The sequence below is a fragment of the Paenibacillus sp. 19GGS1-52 genome, assembly GCF_022369515.1.
Taxonomy (GTDB): Bacteria; Bacillota; Bacilli; order Paenibacillales; family Paenibacillaceae; genus Paenibacillus_AQ.
In genome coordinates this window covers 700,212-713,724 of record NZ_CP059724.1, presented here as the reverse complement: position 1 = coordinate 713,724, position 13,513 = coordinate 700,212, and the positions used below count along the sequence as shown (strand labels likewise).

Sequence of the window (13,513 nt, the reverse complement as noted above, 5' to 3'; positions counted from 1 at the left end):
TTTTTCCCCGGTGGTGTTTATTGTGCCTCTAAGCAGGCGGTTTATATTTCTGGTTAGAGTAACGGCGACATCAGTCTGGCTCCTGATTCCAGCAGCCTTTCTATCAAACGCTTGTTCATAAACTCCGTATGCTCTATCTGGCTGGTAGACAATAAATCCCGCTCAAAATCAGCTACAATCCGGGCTACACTCTCTGTCTTAAGCAGCAGTGCATTGACCTCAAAATTAAGGTGGAAGCTGCGCATATCCATATTTGCCGTGCCTATCGTGGCTATCTCACTGTCAATAATCAGCAGTTTGGAATGAATAAAGCCCTTCTCATATTCATAAATCTTCACCCCTGCTTCCAGCAGAGACGGGAAATAGGAATGTGAGGCCAGAAACGGAATCCATTTATCCGGCTTGGCCGGAAATAACAGGCGCACATCAAGCCCGGACATCGCCGCAACTCTGATCGCCGTTAGAATATCCTCATCGGGAATGAAATAGGGGCTGGCAATCCACACCGACTTCTCGGCAGAGGTGATCATGGAGAAAAATATATTTTTGAGCGCCCGACGTTCATTATCCGGTCCGCTCGCTATAATCTGCACTGCTCCATCACCTGACATAAACCGCAGTTGCGGTGAAAGATAATCCTGCTCCAGAATCTTCTCACCCGTTGTATGCATCCAATCCTGTAAAAAGATAATCTGCATCGTACGCACTGCCTCACCTCTAACGAGCATATGCGTATCCCGCCAGAAGCCGTAAGTCTTGCTGCGGCTCAGATATTCGTCGCCCACGTTCAGTCCGCCCATAAATCCAACATCGCCATCAATAACAACAATCTTGCGGTGATTCCGGTAATTCACACGACTGGAGAAAAAGGAGAAGAAGGATTTGGAACTACCGTATGCCGCAACCTGCACCCCCGCATCACTCATTTCCTTCAGAAAAGCTTTGGAAAGCTGAATGCTGCCGACCGCATCATACATAAATCGGACGACCACACCCGCACGAGCCTTGTCGATCAGAATCTGCTGAATACGGGTCCCGATATGGTCTGCACGAAAAATATAATATTCCATGTGAATATGATGCTGAGCCTGGCGCAGCTCAAGCAGCAGGGTACCAAATGTCTCTTCACCGTTGGTCAATATACGCGTCTCCGAAGTAAACGATATAGGCGTACGTGCCAATCTCTGAGCCAGTCCGAGCAACTTCTGGCGTGAAGGATCAAAAATGGACCAGTCCTGATGCATTCGCAGCGCGTCATTCTCGATCCGCTCGTAAGCCATCAGGTCGCGCTGGGCTTTTTTGTCGTACTTACGGCGTTTGAACACATTTTGTCCGAACAGGAAATAGAAGACAAGTCCCAGTACCGGAATTAGGGCAAGCAGCAGAATCCAAGCCATCGTTGTAGAAGGATTACGATTCTCCATAAAAATAGCCAAGCCAATGGAAATGACCGTTAATGTAGAAAAAATACTAATAATTGTACCTCCGGTACTGCCAAATAGCCCGAAACCGAAGTAATAAAATGCTAATAAAGCCCCAATAATGACTGTAGACTGTAATCCTCTTCTCATTTGCCAACCTACCTTCTCTTTCTAGCAATCCTCACGTAATCGACACATTTATATATTACCTGAAGAAGCTCTTTCTTCCTACCGGAAAAGCTTACAAAATAGAATTGCGTCAATACTGTAACCTCTTCTGTGGGAGATTTGTAATGCTACAAATAATATAATATAATCGATCTGACTTACTAGTCAATTACAGAACTCAATAGTCAAAAAGGAGCTAGTAGCATAGTGGCTGAGCGAAGCGTGGACAAAAAAGAACAGATTATCAAGACAGCAATGCAATTATTCGCCGTAAAAGGCTCCTCCTCCACCTCCATGCAGGAGATTGCCGAGCTATGTGGGATGTCCAAAGGCAGTCTCTATCTGGTGTTCAAATCCAAGGAAGAGCTAAAACGCAGCATTTACATATATTGCTTCCGGATGATTCGTGATCCCCTGTTACGTGAGGAGCAGGAAAGTCGGAGAACCCCCCAAGAGAAGCTGCGCAATCAAATTGAAATCCTGTTGCATCACGTCTATGAGTTACGAGAGTTTCTACAACGACAGATTCAGGAACTGTCCGGAAGAGAGCAAACCGAGATACCGGAATGGCTGCGCAATAGCAACCTAACTCTATTCAACTGGTTCCAGGCCAAGCTGGAGAGCCTGTATGGAAAAGAAATTCTGCCGTACACCGGTGACTTGTGCCTGATAGCTCATGGTACGATCAGCTCCTATGTGCGTGTTATGTTTTATCAGGAGAGTCCTATATCAATAGCCCGCATGGCTGATCATCTGGTAGATCTATTGGATATCATTGTGTCGGGTCTGCTCACCCGCCATCCCGACCCGCTCATCTCCTCTGCTATCCTGTCAAGCTGGATGGAAGTTCACGAGGATAACAAGCGCAGGAATCCACTTCAGTTGATCAAAGAGATAAAGGATTTATTGAGTGCATCCACTGCCATGCAGCCACAACCTAAGGAAGATATGCTGGAATCACTCACCATTTTGGAGGGAGAGATGCTAGTGCCCCATCCTCGGAGAGCTATTATGCAAGGGATGCTGTCCAATCTGCGTACCTTTCCTGAATTGGCCAAAGAAGTGGAGGAGCTACAGAAGCTGATTACACCTTATATGCATAACTTATGTGCATTTCACTAACGGACGGATTCAGCAGGAACTTTTAGAGAGAGTTCAACATAGATAGCGAGCTTCATACGCCAACCCAAAAAAAATGACTTTTCCGTATCCGGAAGGTCTAAAAGGAGCAGAAACGTAACTTATGAAAAGCTTAATTAATTTCTCACTCAGAAACAAATTCGCCATTTGGCTTCTGACCATCATTATTGTGTTTGCTGGCTTATACAGCGGCCTAACCATGAAGCAAGAGACCTTGCCTAATATTAATATACCCTATCTCAGCATTACAACGATTTATCCGGGTGCTGCACCAGAGGGCGTCGTTAATGATGTCAGCAAACCGCTAGAGCAGAAGCTGCGCAATGTGGATGGGGTCAAGACACTGACCTCCACTTCACTGGAGAACGCCTCCAGCATTACAATTGAATTCGCTTATGGTACCAATCTGGATAACGCAACAGCTGCCGTGCGCGAGGCATTGAATGAGGTCACTCTGCCAGAGAATGCGCAGAAGCCTTCCATAACCCGCTTCAGCCTGAGCTCATTGCCCGTTATCTCGCTCAGTCTTTCCACTGACGGCTCCCAGGACCTTGAAGCACTAACGAAAATTGCCGAGAATGATATCCGCCCTGCCCTGGAAGATCTTGAAGGTGTAGCCTCCGTGCAAATTGCCGGACAATATGTCAAGGAAGTCACACTCAAGTTCGACCAAGACAAGCTGAAGGAATACGGGCTGACAGAAGATACTATTAAAGGTATCGTCCAAGGCTCCTCTATCCGCGTTCCACTTGGACTGTTCGAGATGGAGAAGGCCCAGAAAGCAGTAGTTGTGGATGGCAACATCACTACAGTTGAGGATCTTAAAAATATAAGTATCCCGATTGTGCCAAAAGCTGCCGGTAGTGGCGCTGCTGGCGTCGCTAATACTACCGACGTCGCTGGAACAGCTACTGGTGCTTCAGCTAATCTGGGACTGCCAACCGTTAAGCTCGGAGAGCTGGCCACGATTAAGGTTACCGGAAAGTCTGAATCCATCTCCCGCACGAACGGTAAAGAATCCATCGGCATTCAAATCGTCAAAGGCAATGATGCCAACACCGTCGACGTTGTAAACAGCGTCAAGGACAAGACGGAGGAACTGAAGCAGCAGTATAAGGGACTTGACCTGACAGTTCTTCTGGATCAAGGCAAGCCGATTGAGGATTCCGTAAGTACGATGCTGTCCAAAGCAGCTTTTGGAGCTCTGTTCGCTGTTATTATTATATTGGTCTTCCTAAGAAATATCCGTTCTACCATTATTTCAATCATCTCCATTCCATTGTCGCTCCTCATTGCTATTCTGTGCTTGCGACAGATGGATATTACCCTTAACATGATGACGCTCGGGGCGATGACCGTAGCCATCGGGCGGGTAGTCGATGACTCTATTGTCGTCATAGAGAATATATTCAGGCGGCTATCGCTATCCGGCGAGAAACTGCGTGGTCGGGAATTGATTAGCGCGGCGACACGCGAAATGTTCGTGCCAATCCTATCCTCTACGATTGTAACGATCGCCGTGTTCCTGCCACTTGCTTTTGTCAGTGGTATGGTAGGTGAACTGTTCCTGCCGTTTGCCCTTACTATGGTATTTGCTCTGCTGGCTTCACTGGTAGTTGCAATTACGCTGGTTCCAGCATTGGCTCACACGCTGTTCCGCAATGGACTTAAGAACAGCAAGAAGATTCACAGTGAAAAACCTGGAAGAATGGCCGTCGGCTACCAAAGAATTCTGAACTGGTGTCTCTCTCATAAGCTGATTACGCTCGGGGTAGCCGTACTTCTGCTTGCCGGCAGCTTGCTCCTGATCAAACCGATCGGTGTCAGCTTCCTGCCTTCCCAAGAAGAGAAGAATATTACACTGACCTACTCCCCGAAAGCTGGACAACGGCTGGAAGACGTGAAGGAACAGGGACTGAAGGCCGAGAAATATATATTGGCCCAACAGCATTTGGACAAAATGCAATATTCCATCGGTGGTAGCAGCCCGTTCGGAATAGGCTCCGGCAATTCGGGCCTGTTCTATGTCGCTTATGATAGTGACACTGCTGATTTTGATACCGTTAAAGAAAAATTAATCGAAGGCTTGACTAAAGAAGTTCCAGAAGGCGTGTGGGGTGATCTGTCCGGTACGTCCGGTGGAGGACTTGGCGGCAGCACACTAACCGTAAATATCTTCGGTGACACTCTGGAGCAGTTGAAGCCGGTTGCCGATGAGATCGCTGGAATCGTCCAGGCCGACAAAGCCAACTTTAAAGACGGGGAAACAAGCCTCAAGGAATCTTATGATCAATACACGATTGTAGCAAATCAAGAGAAGCTAAGTGCTCTCGGTTTAACCGCTGGACAAATCGCCATGAAGCTAAGTCCTGCCGGTGCGCTTCCTGTTCTGACCGAGGTGAGCGTGGACGGCAAGAACTATAATGTATACATCCAGACTGATAAAGATACGTACAGCAGTATTCAGGAAATGGAGGATGCTACACTGACTTCGCCACTAGGCTTTACAGTACCTATTGGAGAAGTTGCAACCATCAAAAATGGTACTTCCCCTGACTCCATTACTCGTATGGACGGTAAAATGAAGGTAGACGTTACTGCTGAAATTATAGCAACTGACGTCAACAGTGCTTCAAACAGCGTAAAAGATAAGATTGATGCTATGGATCTGCCCGATGGTGTAACCATTACCTTCGGTGGTGTGACCGAGCAAATCAACGATACCTTTGGCCAACTGGGCATTGCCATGGCAGCCGCTATCGCCATTGTATATTTCGTGCTTGTCGTTACCTTTGGTGGCGGGCTGGCCCCCTTCGCCATTCTGTTCTCGCTTCCCTTCACCGTGATCGGAGCACTCGTTGCTCTATTGCTGGCAGGTGAAACACTGAACGTCTCCTCCCTTATGGGAGCGCTGATGCTAATTGGTATTGTCGTCACAAATGCGATCGTGCTAATCGACCGTGTTATTCATAAGGAGAAGGAAGGGCTATCCACCCGTCAAGCGTTGCTTGAAGCTGGGGGAACCCGCCTGCGTCCAATTCTGATGACAGCTCTTGCTACTATAGGCGCTCTGTTGCCGCTAGTTACGGGGCTTGAAAACAGTGCCGGGATCATCTCCAAAGGACTTGGTGTAACTGTCATTGGCGGATTGATCAGCTCCACGCTGCTGACACTAGTTGTTGTACCGGTCGTGTACGAATTCTTGATGAAATTCCGCAGCAAACGAGTAGAAGAATAACAAAACAAATAAAAGGCGCCTTTCCGATTAGGGAAGGTGCCTTTATTTGTTTTGTTACTAATTAGAACCTGGTACAGGCAGCAGAATCTGCTACTTGCCTAGGCCATTGTAGTTGCGCTGCTCTCCAGCGAAGCCTTCCAGATCCGCAGCATTTGCAGATCCTGAGGCAAAAATTCTTCAAGCATATGGCTGAGTCCAAGATACAATGGACTTTCTGTAGCAGCATTCAGTCTTTCGCAGAACTTCGGCGTCCACTTCAGTAAATGCTCTTCCAGAAAGGTTTCCTGAATTTCCAGCAGTTCCATAGCACTTCTAATGGAAAAGCTGTTGTAGAGCATACGTTCATGCAGCACTGCCATGAACTCCAGTTCAATGGCAATATGATCATCGGATTCATCACCATTGCATTTCTTAAAGACAATTCCTGCTGAAGCGTAGACATCGGACAGCACGTTACAGAATTCATCCGCACAGCCCATGTGGGCAGCTTCACGCGGGACAATGGCGGCCCGCTCATTCATCAGTCGCTTGTATTCAAACGTCTCTTTCTCACAGATGTGCATCAGCTCACCTGGCTCCTGGCTGCAGAGGTAGCGTTTGAGCTCCCGTCCACCTTCAGTCATCTCTGCTGCAACGCTCATTTGTGCTTTACGACTCCACTGGGCAACCAGTGAAAGTGTTGGTTTTCTTCCAAAGAAATCTACTAGCAGTTGGTATATTAATCCCCGGCTTTTCAGCCACCGGCTAAGCGCCTCTGGCACGGCAAGTAATGGAACTGTTTGATTGGTCATTCTGCAAATCCCCCTCAATTGGTTTGCTCGGGCGCCGCGCCTGTAGAGCCATGGTCGCCGCAACGCATTCCGAGATCGTAGCTGTGCTCTTCGCAAAAGTGAAAGTAATATTCTACACTCAAAATTATAACGAACATTCAAAGCGCTTTCCGTGAGCATTCTATGTCCATTCCCTATAATTGTCGTATTACTGTCAAATTCATGCTAATCAATCACGGCTAGAGGCTTCCCAACAGTTGAATGCCCATATAAAACGCGATACCCCAGATTAGCAATGCAGAAATAACATTCAGCAGCCGAACAGCTTCTCCAGTGGAATCAGCCTTCCCCAGCATTCTTCCTGCTGCGGCAAGACCGATGAACCAAATCCAGGAAACTCCCGCTGTGGCAACGGCGAACGCCCAGCGTTCCCCACCTGTGTATTGCAAGGAATTGGTACCGATAACCCCTACCGTATCCATTAATGCATGCGGATTCAGCAGTGATACTGACAATGCATATCCCACCTGGCCTTTTAATGAAAGCAGCTTCGTTTCTCTCTTTGCCGGAACACTTCTCCAAATTTTCCAGCCCATAAAGGCTAGAAACAGAATCCCTGCCCCATAAACAACAGGCCTAACCCAGCTCACTGAAATGATAACCAGCGAAACACCACCCACAGCGGCGGCAATAAGCAGCGTATCACACATAGCGGCGGTCAGAATAACCGGCAGCACGCTGCGGAATTTGGGGTGTAAAGCTCCCTGATTAAATACGAATATATTTTGCACTCCCAGCGGTAAAATAAGTCCCAAGGCCAATATAACTCCATGTATGATGGCTACGATCATATTAGATTCTCCTCTACGCATTCTATGTACGTCAGCTTTACCAGCCTAGTCACTACTTATGGCCGTAACACTGATAGTACTGTCCAGCATAGCTTTCGTAACCATCCAAATGATCGCAGCATACCCAACCAAGCTAAAGAGTAGCAAGCAAATTATGATATACTCAAGGCAAAAACAAGGAGGTCATGCTGTGTCTGTTCCCTCCGCCTCCATAACAGAAAACTGGAAGCTAGATCGTTCTTCGCCGCTGCCTCTCCATGCCCAAATCTCCGCTTACTTCTTGGGCAAGATCAGGAGTGGCGCTTGGCCCACAGGGATGCGTCTCGCACCACAGCGTGAGCTCGCCAGACAGTTTGGAGTCAACCGTAGTACTATTGTAACTGCGCTGGGGCAGCTAACGGCTTTGGGTCTAATCGAGGGTAAACGGGGCGGCGGAACCCTCGTCGCACTTCTGAAATCTGGTGACTTCGAAAGCCAAGCGGGCAATTGGAACGATTATGTCGAGGAAGGCACCCACTATCCCAATTTGCCCACCATACAGTCCATCAACCGCTTGGAATATGAACGCGGGCTGATTCGTCTTGGCACCGGTGAACTGGCCCCTGAATTGCTGCCTAGTGCCATGATGCAGAGCATTCTTGCTGATCTCGCACAGCAAACACACCTACCTCTATCCTATGAAGAGCCGCTTGGCAGTCTTCAGTTGCGCACAGCTATAAGCCACCAATTGTCCAAGATAGGGATTTATGCAGCACCTGATTCTATTCTGATCACCTCCGGCTCACTGCAGGGCCTTCAACTGATTGCTCTGGGGCTGCTGCCACGCAGCTCAACGATTCTACTGGAGAAACCTTCCTATCTGTACTCCATTCATTCGTTTCAATCTGCAGGTGTGAAATTTAGCGGTCTGCCCATGGATGAACGTGGAGTGCTTACAGAGAGCATTACACCTGAAGTACAGCGGAGCGCTGCCGCCATGCTCTACAGCATTCCTACCTTCCACAACCCTACTGGGATTCTGATGGATGCAAGACGACGACAGGAGTTGATGGCGGTCACCAGCAGCCTTGGACTGCCCATCCTCGAAGATGCTGCCTATCAGGAATTATGGCTGGATACTCCACCACCCTTGCCGCTAAAAGCGCTGGACAACGAAGGCCGTGTTCTTTATCTCGGCACGCTGTCTAAATCAGCCAGTCCAGGACTGCGCATTGGTTGGGTAGTCGGTCCCGAGCCAGTGGTTCGGCGGCTGGCCGACATCAAGATGCAGAGTGATTATGGTGCAAGTTCTCTGTCACAGCTCGCTGCCGCAAAATGGTTGGAGAGCGGTTATCATGAACTGCACTGTCATACCTTACGTCAAGAGCTGCGCAAGCGACGCTCTGCTGTACTGGAAATCCTTCGCACTCATTTTACTGACCTGGCTTCATGGAACAATCCAGCAGGAGGCTTCTATATTTGGCTGTCCCTTCACAAGCCAATACCGCTGCAGCTACTCTTCAAAAAGGCACTGCAAGCAGGATTGCTGCTCAACACAGGCGATCTCTACGATCGCCGCGATGGCAGGCACCTGCGGCTTTCTTATGCGTATGCACCGCTCTCTGAGCTGGAGGCAGGGTTGATTACTCTATCCGCTATACTAAAAGAACAAATCAAATGACAAATAATAATTGTTGTCATTTCGAATGTTTGTGCTAAGCTATATTCACAGAGAGGAGAGAGGAATTATGATCAAACCAAATACTTTTTTGAGTAAAACCGAAATTTTGGATGCCGCTGAACAAACCCTGCGCCGGTTCGGCCCTGACAAGACATCAGTCACCGATGTGGCCAAGCTGCTGGGAGTCAGTCATGGCACTCTATACAGGCATTTTCCGAGCAAAGCGATTTTAAGAGAGGCTGTAACGGAAAGATGGCTGGAGGATAGTATCATCGTTCCCCTTACAGAAATAGTAAATCTTGCAGTAGAGAGTCCTTTGGAGCAACTGAAGAGTTATATACTAAAGTTAATAGAGCTGAAACATCTATACGCGGAGCAAGACCCTGAGATGTTCAAGATGTATGCGGACGTCACAGCAGAATCCGCTGATCTCATTGACGCCCATGTAGGGCGCATTATTGAGCAGATGAGTACCCTTATCGCTAGGGGTGTTGAGGCTAATCTCATTCATACGTCAGTTCAGACTGAAGTCCTGGCACGTTCTATTTTTAATGCGACTGCCCGTTTCCACCACCCCGCTCATGCCTATCAGTGGCTGAGTACAGACATTGAGCAGGAATTCCGCGGATTATGGTACCTGTTGGAGAAGGGACTTACTGCACCCGTTAAGTAACGAGGGAACCCCTGAGCGTAAATGGCAATTATTTTATCTGCAGCGGCAGACTCACCACAAATACCGTTCCTTCACCAGGACGACTCCTTACAGCTACACTTCCTTCATGAATTTCAACAATCTTCTTCACGAGTGACAAACCAAGCCCGCTACCGCCTTCACTGGTTGTTCTGGCTTGGTCCACTTTGTAGAAGCGTTCGAAGATACGGGACAGTTCCTCTTCAGCAATCCCGATACCGCTATCCTTGATCTCCACCTCAATCGTCTTCTCCAGGGAGTACAGCCGAATATGGATGCATCCACCCTCCGGGGTGAATTTGATGCTGTTATGCAGCAGATTGGTCCAGACCTGACTCATCAGATCTTCCACCGCGTAAACATGGATTTCTTCCAGCTCAGCCTCAACTTCTATAGTTTTCCCGAGCCACTGCGGCTCGGCGACCAGAATCATTTCCCGCAGTTGCTTGTCCAGACGGTAGGCCTTGCGCTCGAACGGAAAGCTGTCTGCTTCCAGCGCCGACAGCTTCAGCAGATTCTCACTTAAACCCGATAGACGGGTACTCTCTGCTTCAATAATGTCAAGATAATGACTCCTGCTGCCGGAACTCAAGCTCTCATTGCGCAGTGCCCGTGCAAATCCGCGAATAGAAGTTAGCGGCGATTGAATCTCATGCGATACATTGGAGATAAAGTCCTGGCGCATCGTCTCCATTCGGCTCAGCTCACTGGCCATTTCATTGATCCCCTCGACGATTCCGTTAAACTGACCATATCTTCTATCATTATCCAATACCACCTTGAAATCACCTTTGGAAATTTGCCGGATCGCGGTAATAATCGGAATATAGACTCTCTCTTGTCCACGGGTAGCAAAGCTGATGATAGCCATCAGGCAAAAAAGAAACACAAACTGAAGCAGCATAATAATCAGTTGCGTTACATATTCCGTAGAAGGCGCCCCAAATTTATGAAAAATCAGTTTAGACGCGAAATAGGCCCCTGTCCAAGCGGCCGCAATCACTGTTGAAACACCCAATATGCCCAATATAATCTTAGCAGTCAGTCTGAACTTTTTCATTCCATATCCCCCTCCAGCCGGTAACCCAGCCCGCGGATCGTACGGATGGCGAATCCATACTTCTCCCGAGGAAAGCGTTCACGCAGGCGGTTAATATGCACATCCAGCGTCCGCTCATTGCCCTCAAAATCATAACCCCAGATCTCCTCAATCAGCCGGTCTCTTGTCAATGTCTGTCCCGGATAGCTGCCGAGCTTGAACAGTAGCTCATATTCCTTGAGCGGCAATGTAATCTCCCCATGTTCAGAGGACGCCTCATATGTCTTACGGTTCATGTGCAAAAGACCAATGGTCACACTTTGTGCAGCCGAGATCTGGTACCGTTTGAGCAACGCCTTAACCCTCGCAATAAGTACCGTCGGCTCAAACGGCTTCACCAAATAATCATCCGTCCCGAGCTCAAAGCCTTTTACAATTTGTGTGGCTTCGCCTTTGGCGGTCAGCATCAGAATCGGAAAATCATAGCTCTTCCGCAAGTGTCGGCACAGCTCCCAGCCGTCCATATTCGGCATCATCACATCAAGAATAGCCATGTCTACACTGGCACTTTCAAGATAATGTAAAGCCTCCAAGCCATCAGAAGCTCCCTGCACCTCATCGATCCCCTCAGCCCTCAGAAAGACTTCCACCAATTCGCGAATGTGCGGATCGTCGTCCACTACCAGTATTCTTGTCATCTGCTACTGCAACCTCCTCTTCACTGCCAGCGAGAATCTCTGGTGTATTCAGCTGCAGCTGCTGGGTAGCGAATTCCTTATAAAGCTCATGAGTCTGCAGCAGTTCCGCATGTGTTCCCGTGCCGGTGATCCGGCCTTTTTCCATAAAAATAATCTGGTCTGCGTTCACGACTGTCGCCAGGCGGTGAGCAATCACGATCGTTGTCCGGCCCTCCATCAGATTGGAGAGCGCCTTTTGCACCACAGCTTCGGATTGGCTGTCCAGACTGGAAGTCGCCTCATCAAGCATCAGAATCCGCGGATTTCGCAGCAGCGCCCTGGCGATCGCAATCCGCTGCCGCTGTCCGCCAGACAGCTTCACGCCACGTTCTCCGACATCGGTATTATATCCATTCGGCAGCTCGTCGATAAAGCCATCTGCGTAAGCCATTGCTGCTGCGCTGCGCATCTCATCACTGCTGATTTCCCGTTCCAGCCCATAGCTGAGATTCTCAGCAATCGTACCTGCCAGCAGAGGACTCTCCTGGGATACGTAGCCGATCAGGTTACGCCAGGAACGCAGCGAGAACGCGGCTACCGGCTTCTCACCAAGTCTGATCATGCCAGTCTGCGGCTCATAGAAGCGCTCCAGCAGGGAGAACAAGGTTGTTTTGCCGCCTCCACTAGGTCCTACAATAGCGGTCACCTCACCTGGGTGCATACGGAAGCTTACATTGCTCAACACATTCTCGCCGTTCTTGTAGCCGAAGCTCAAGTCTTCTACCGAGATCGGACCCTCTGTTCCGCTCGCCTCCTCTTCCCCTTCATAGATTTCCTCTGCCTCAGCCAGCGTTTCAATAATACGCTCAGACGCACCCTTGGCCTTCTGCATTTGCGTGAAAAACGTCGTCAATTGGGTAAGCGGCATGATAATCTGAATCAGGTAGAGAATAAAAGCAACCAGTTCCCCCGCTGTCAAAACACCCGCTGATACCTGCATCCCACCGTAGCCAATAATGACAACCAGCAGCAGCATAAACACGAACGAAACTAATGGACTAATCATTGCACTGATCTTACCCTCACGGATACCGAAGGAGAGCAGGTTCATAATTCCAGTCTTGCCGGCCACATATTCACGCTCTTCAGCCCCGGAGGATTTCACCAGTCTAATCTCTGACAATACCCCGCTGAGTGTCGCGGTAAAAGAGGCCGTTTCGTCCTGCATCCCCTTTGAGATCTTGTACATCTGCCGCCCGAGCGGTACCAAAATGAGCGCAGAGAGCGGAAGTACGGTGAACAGGACCAGGGTCATTTTCCAGTTCAGGTAGAGCAGAACAGCAATCGAGCCCACAATGGAGATTACTCCTGTAAATAGGCTGGCTAAATGCTCAGAAATCAGGGTCTTAATGATCCCCGTATCGTTAGTCATACGGCTGACACTTTCTCCGGTCCGGTTCTCATTATAATAGGCTACCGGAAGAACAAGGAACTTGCGCCACAGCCGGTCCCGCAAACCGGCAACCATTTTTTGTCCGGCATAATTCAGCAGATAAATGGAGACTCCAGCGGCAATGGTCTGGGCAATAAAGGCCCCTACTATTCCGACAATTTGCAGTTTACTGATAGAAGCCAGTGAGAAACCATCCACTAGATTCTTGGTGAACATCGGAATTACCAATCCCACCAATGTTGATATTATGCTAAGACCAATCGCTATAGCCAGTAGGCCATAGGAAGGTTTGGTATCCTTCAGCAAGGTCAGGAAAGGCTTGATCGCGATTCCCTTCCCCCGCTTAGTTGTTATGCTGCTCATGATTGCTCCCCTTTTCTTCTTGGATAAATGGCAGGAGCCTTA

Annotated in this window: 10 protein-coding genes; 4 read left to right on the top strand and 6 right to left on the bottom strand. The window is 48.8% G+C overall.

Annotated features, from left to right (window positions below):
* Window positions 1-53: 53 nt before the first annotated feature.
* Window positions 54-1,571, bottom strand: coding sequence for a cardiolipin synthase (gene cls / locus H1230_RS03260; protein ID WP_239714210.1), 1,518 nt, complete (start codon window positions 1,569-1,571; stop codon window positions 54-56).
* Window positions 1,572-1,796: 225 nt separating this feature from the next.
* Between cls and H1230_RS03255 the strand changes: the two genes are divergently transcribed.
* Together H1230_RS03255 and H1230_RS03250 are read left to right on the top strand one after the other, a co-directional pair.
* A complete protein-coding gene (locus tag H1230_RS03255) occupies window positions 1,797-2,711 on the top strand; it encodes a TetR/AcrR family transcriptional regulator (protein ID WP_239714209.1) in 915 nt (304 codons plus the stop codon).
* Between the two features lie 121 nt (window positions 2,712-2,832).
* Entirely contained in the window at window positions 2,833-5,967 is a 3,135-nt protein-coding gene (locus H1230_RS03250) for an efflux RND transporter permease subunit (RefSeq protein WP_239714208.1), read from the top strand.
* 98 nt (window positions 5,968-6,065) lie between these two features.
* On the opposite strand, the gene H1230_RS03245 is transcribed toward H1230_RS03250, so the two are convergent.
* Together H1230_RS03245 and H1230_RS03240 are read right to left on the bottom strand one after the other, a co-directional pair.
* Entirely contained in the window at window positions 6,066-6,758 is a 693-nt protein-coding gene (locus tag H1230_RS03245) for a TorD/DmsD family molecular chaperone (RefSeq protein ID WP_239714207.1), read from the bottom strand.
* Between the two features lie 218 nt (window positions 6,759-6,976).
* On the bottom strand, window positions 6,977-7,588 hold the full coding sequence (locus tag H1230_RS03240) for a LysE/ArgO family amino acid transporter (RefSeq protein ID WP_239714206.1): 612 nt from the start codon (window positions 7,586-7,588) through the stop codon (window positions 6,977-6,979).
* Between the two features lie 190 nt (window positions 7,589-7,778).
* On the opposite strand from H1230_RS03240, the gene H1230_RS03235 reads away from it, so the two are divergent.
* Together H1230_RS03235 and H1230_RS03230 are read left to right on the top strand one after the other, a co-directional pair.
* Window positions 7,779-9,248 (top strand): aminotransferase-like domain-containing protein, encoded by a 1,470-nt coding sequence (locus H1230_RS03235; RefSeq protein ID WP_239714205.1) that lies wholly within the window; start codon window positions 7,779-7,781, stop codon window positions 9,246-9,248.
* A gap of 67 nt (window positions 9,249-9,315) precedes the next feature.
* On the top strand, window positions 9,316-9,921 hold the full coding sequence (locus H1230_RS03230; RefSeq protein WP_239714204.1) for a TetR/AcrR family transcriptional regulator: 606 nt from the start codon (window positions 9,316-9,318) through the stop codon (window positions 9,919-9,921).
* A 28-nt stretch (window positions 9,922-9,949) separates the two neighbouring features.
* Here H1230_RS03230 and H1230_RS03225 read toward each other — a convergent pair whose 3' ends face one another.
* From H1230_RS03225 to H1230_RS03215, 3 genes are read right to left on the bottom strand one after another with little or no spacing between them, the layout of a single operon-like run.
* Entirely contained in the window at window positions 9,950-10,999 is a 1,050-nt protein-coding gene (locus H1230_RS03225; RefSeq protein ID WP_239714203.1) for a sensor histidine kinase, read from the bottom strand.
* Window positions 10,996-11,676 carry a response regulator transcription factor gene (locus H1230_RS03220; RefSeq protein WP_239714202.1) on the bottom strand — a complete coding sequence of 227 codons (681 nt, stop codon included), beginning with the start codon at window positions 11,674-11,676 and terminating at the stop codon, window positions 10,996-10,998. Before H1230_RS03220 ends, H1230_RS03225 begins: the two co-directional genes overlap by 4 nt.
* Window positions 11,606-13,471 (bottom strand): ABC transporter ATP-binding protein, encoded by a 1,866-nt coding sequence (locus H1230_RS03215; RefSeq protein ID WP_275591095.1) that lies wholly within the window; start codon window positions 13,469-13,471, stop codon window positions 11,606-11,608. The genes H1230_RS03220 and H1230_RS03215 overlap by 71 nt, the downstream gene beginning before the upstream one ends.
* Between the last annotated feature and the right edge of the window lie 42 nt (window positions 13,472-13,513).

Coding starts and splice junctions, on each gene's coding strand:
- cls (WP_239714210.1), bottom strand. CDS start 1,571: ATGAGAAGAGGATTACAGTCTACAGTCATTATTGGGGCTTTATTAGCA.
- H1230_RS03245 (WP_239714207.1), bottom strand. CDS start 6,758: ATGACCAATCAAACAGTTCCATTACTTGCCGTGCCAGAGGCGCTTAGC.
- H1230_RS03220 (WP_239714202.1), bottom strand. CDS start 11,676: ATGACAAGAATACTGGTAGTGGACGACGATCCGCACATTCGCGAATTG.
- H1230_RS03215 (WP_275591095.1), bottom strand. CDS start 13,471: ATGAGCAGCATAACAACTAAGCGGGGGAAGGGAATCGCGATCAAGCCT.
- H1230_RS03230 (WP_239714204.1), top strand. CDS start 9,316: ATGATCAAACCAAATACTTTTTTGAGTAAAACCGAAATTTTGGATGCC.
- H1230_RS03225 (WP_239714203.1), bottom strand. CDS start 10,999: ATGAAAAAGTTCAGACTGACTGCTAAGATTATATTGGGCATATTGGGT.
- H1230_RS03250 (WP_239714208.1), top strand. CDS start 2,833: ATGAAAAGCTTAATTAATTTCTCACTCAGAAACAAATTCGCCATTTGG.
- H1230_RS03240 (WP_239714206.1), bottom strand. CDS start 7,588: ATGATCGTAGCCATCATACATGGAGTTATATTGGCCTTGGGACTTATT.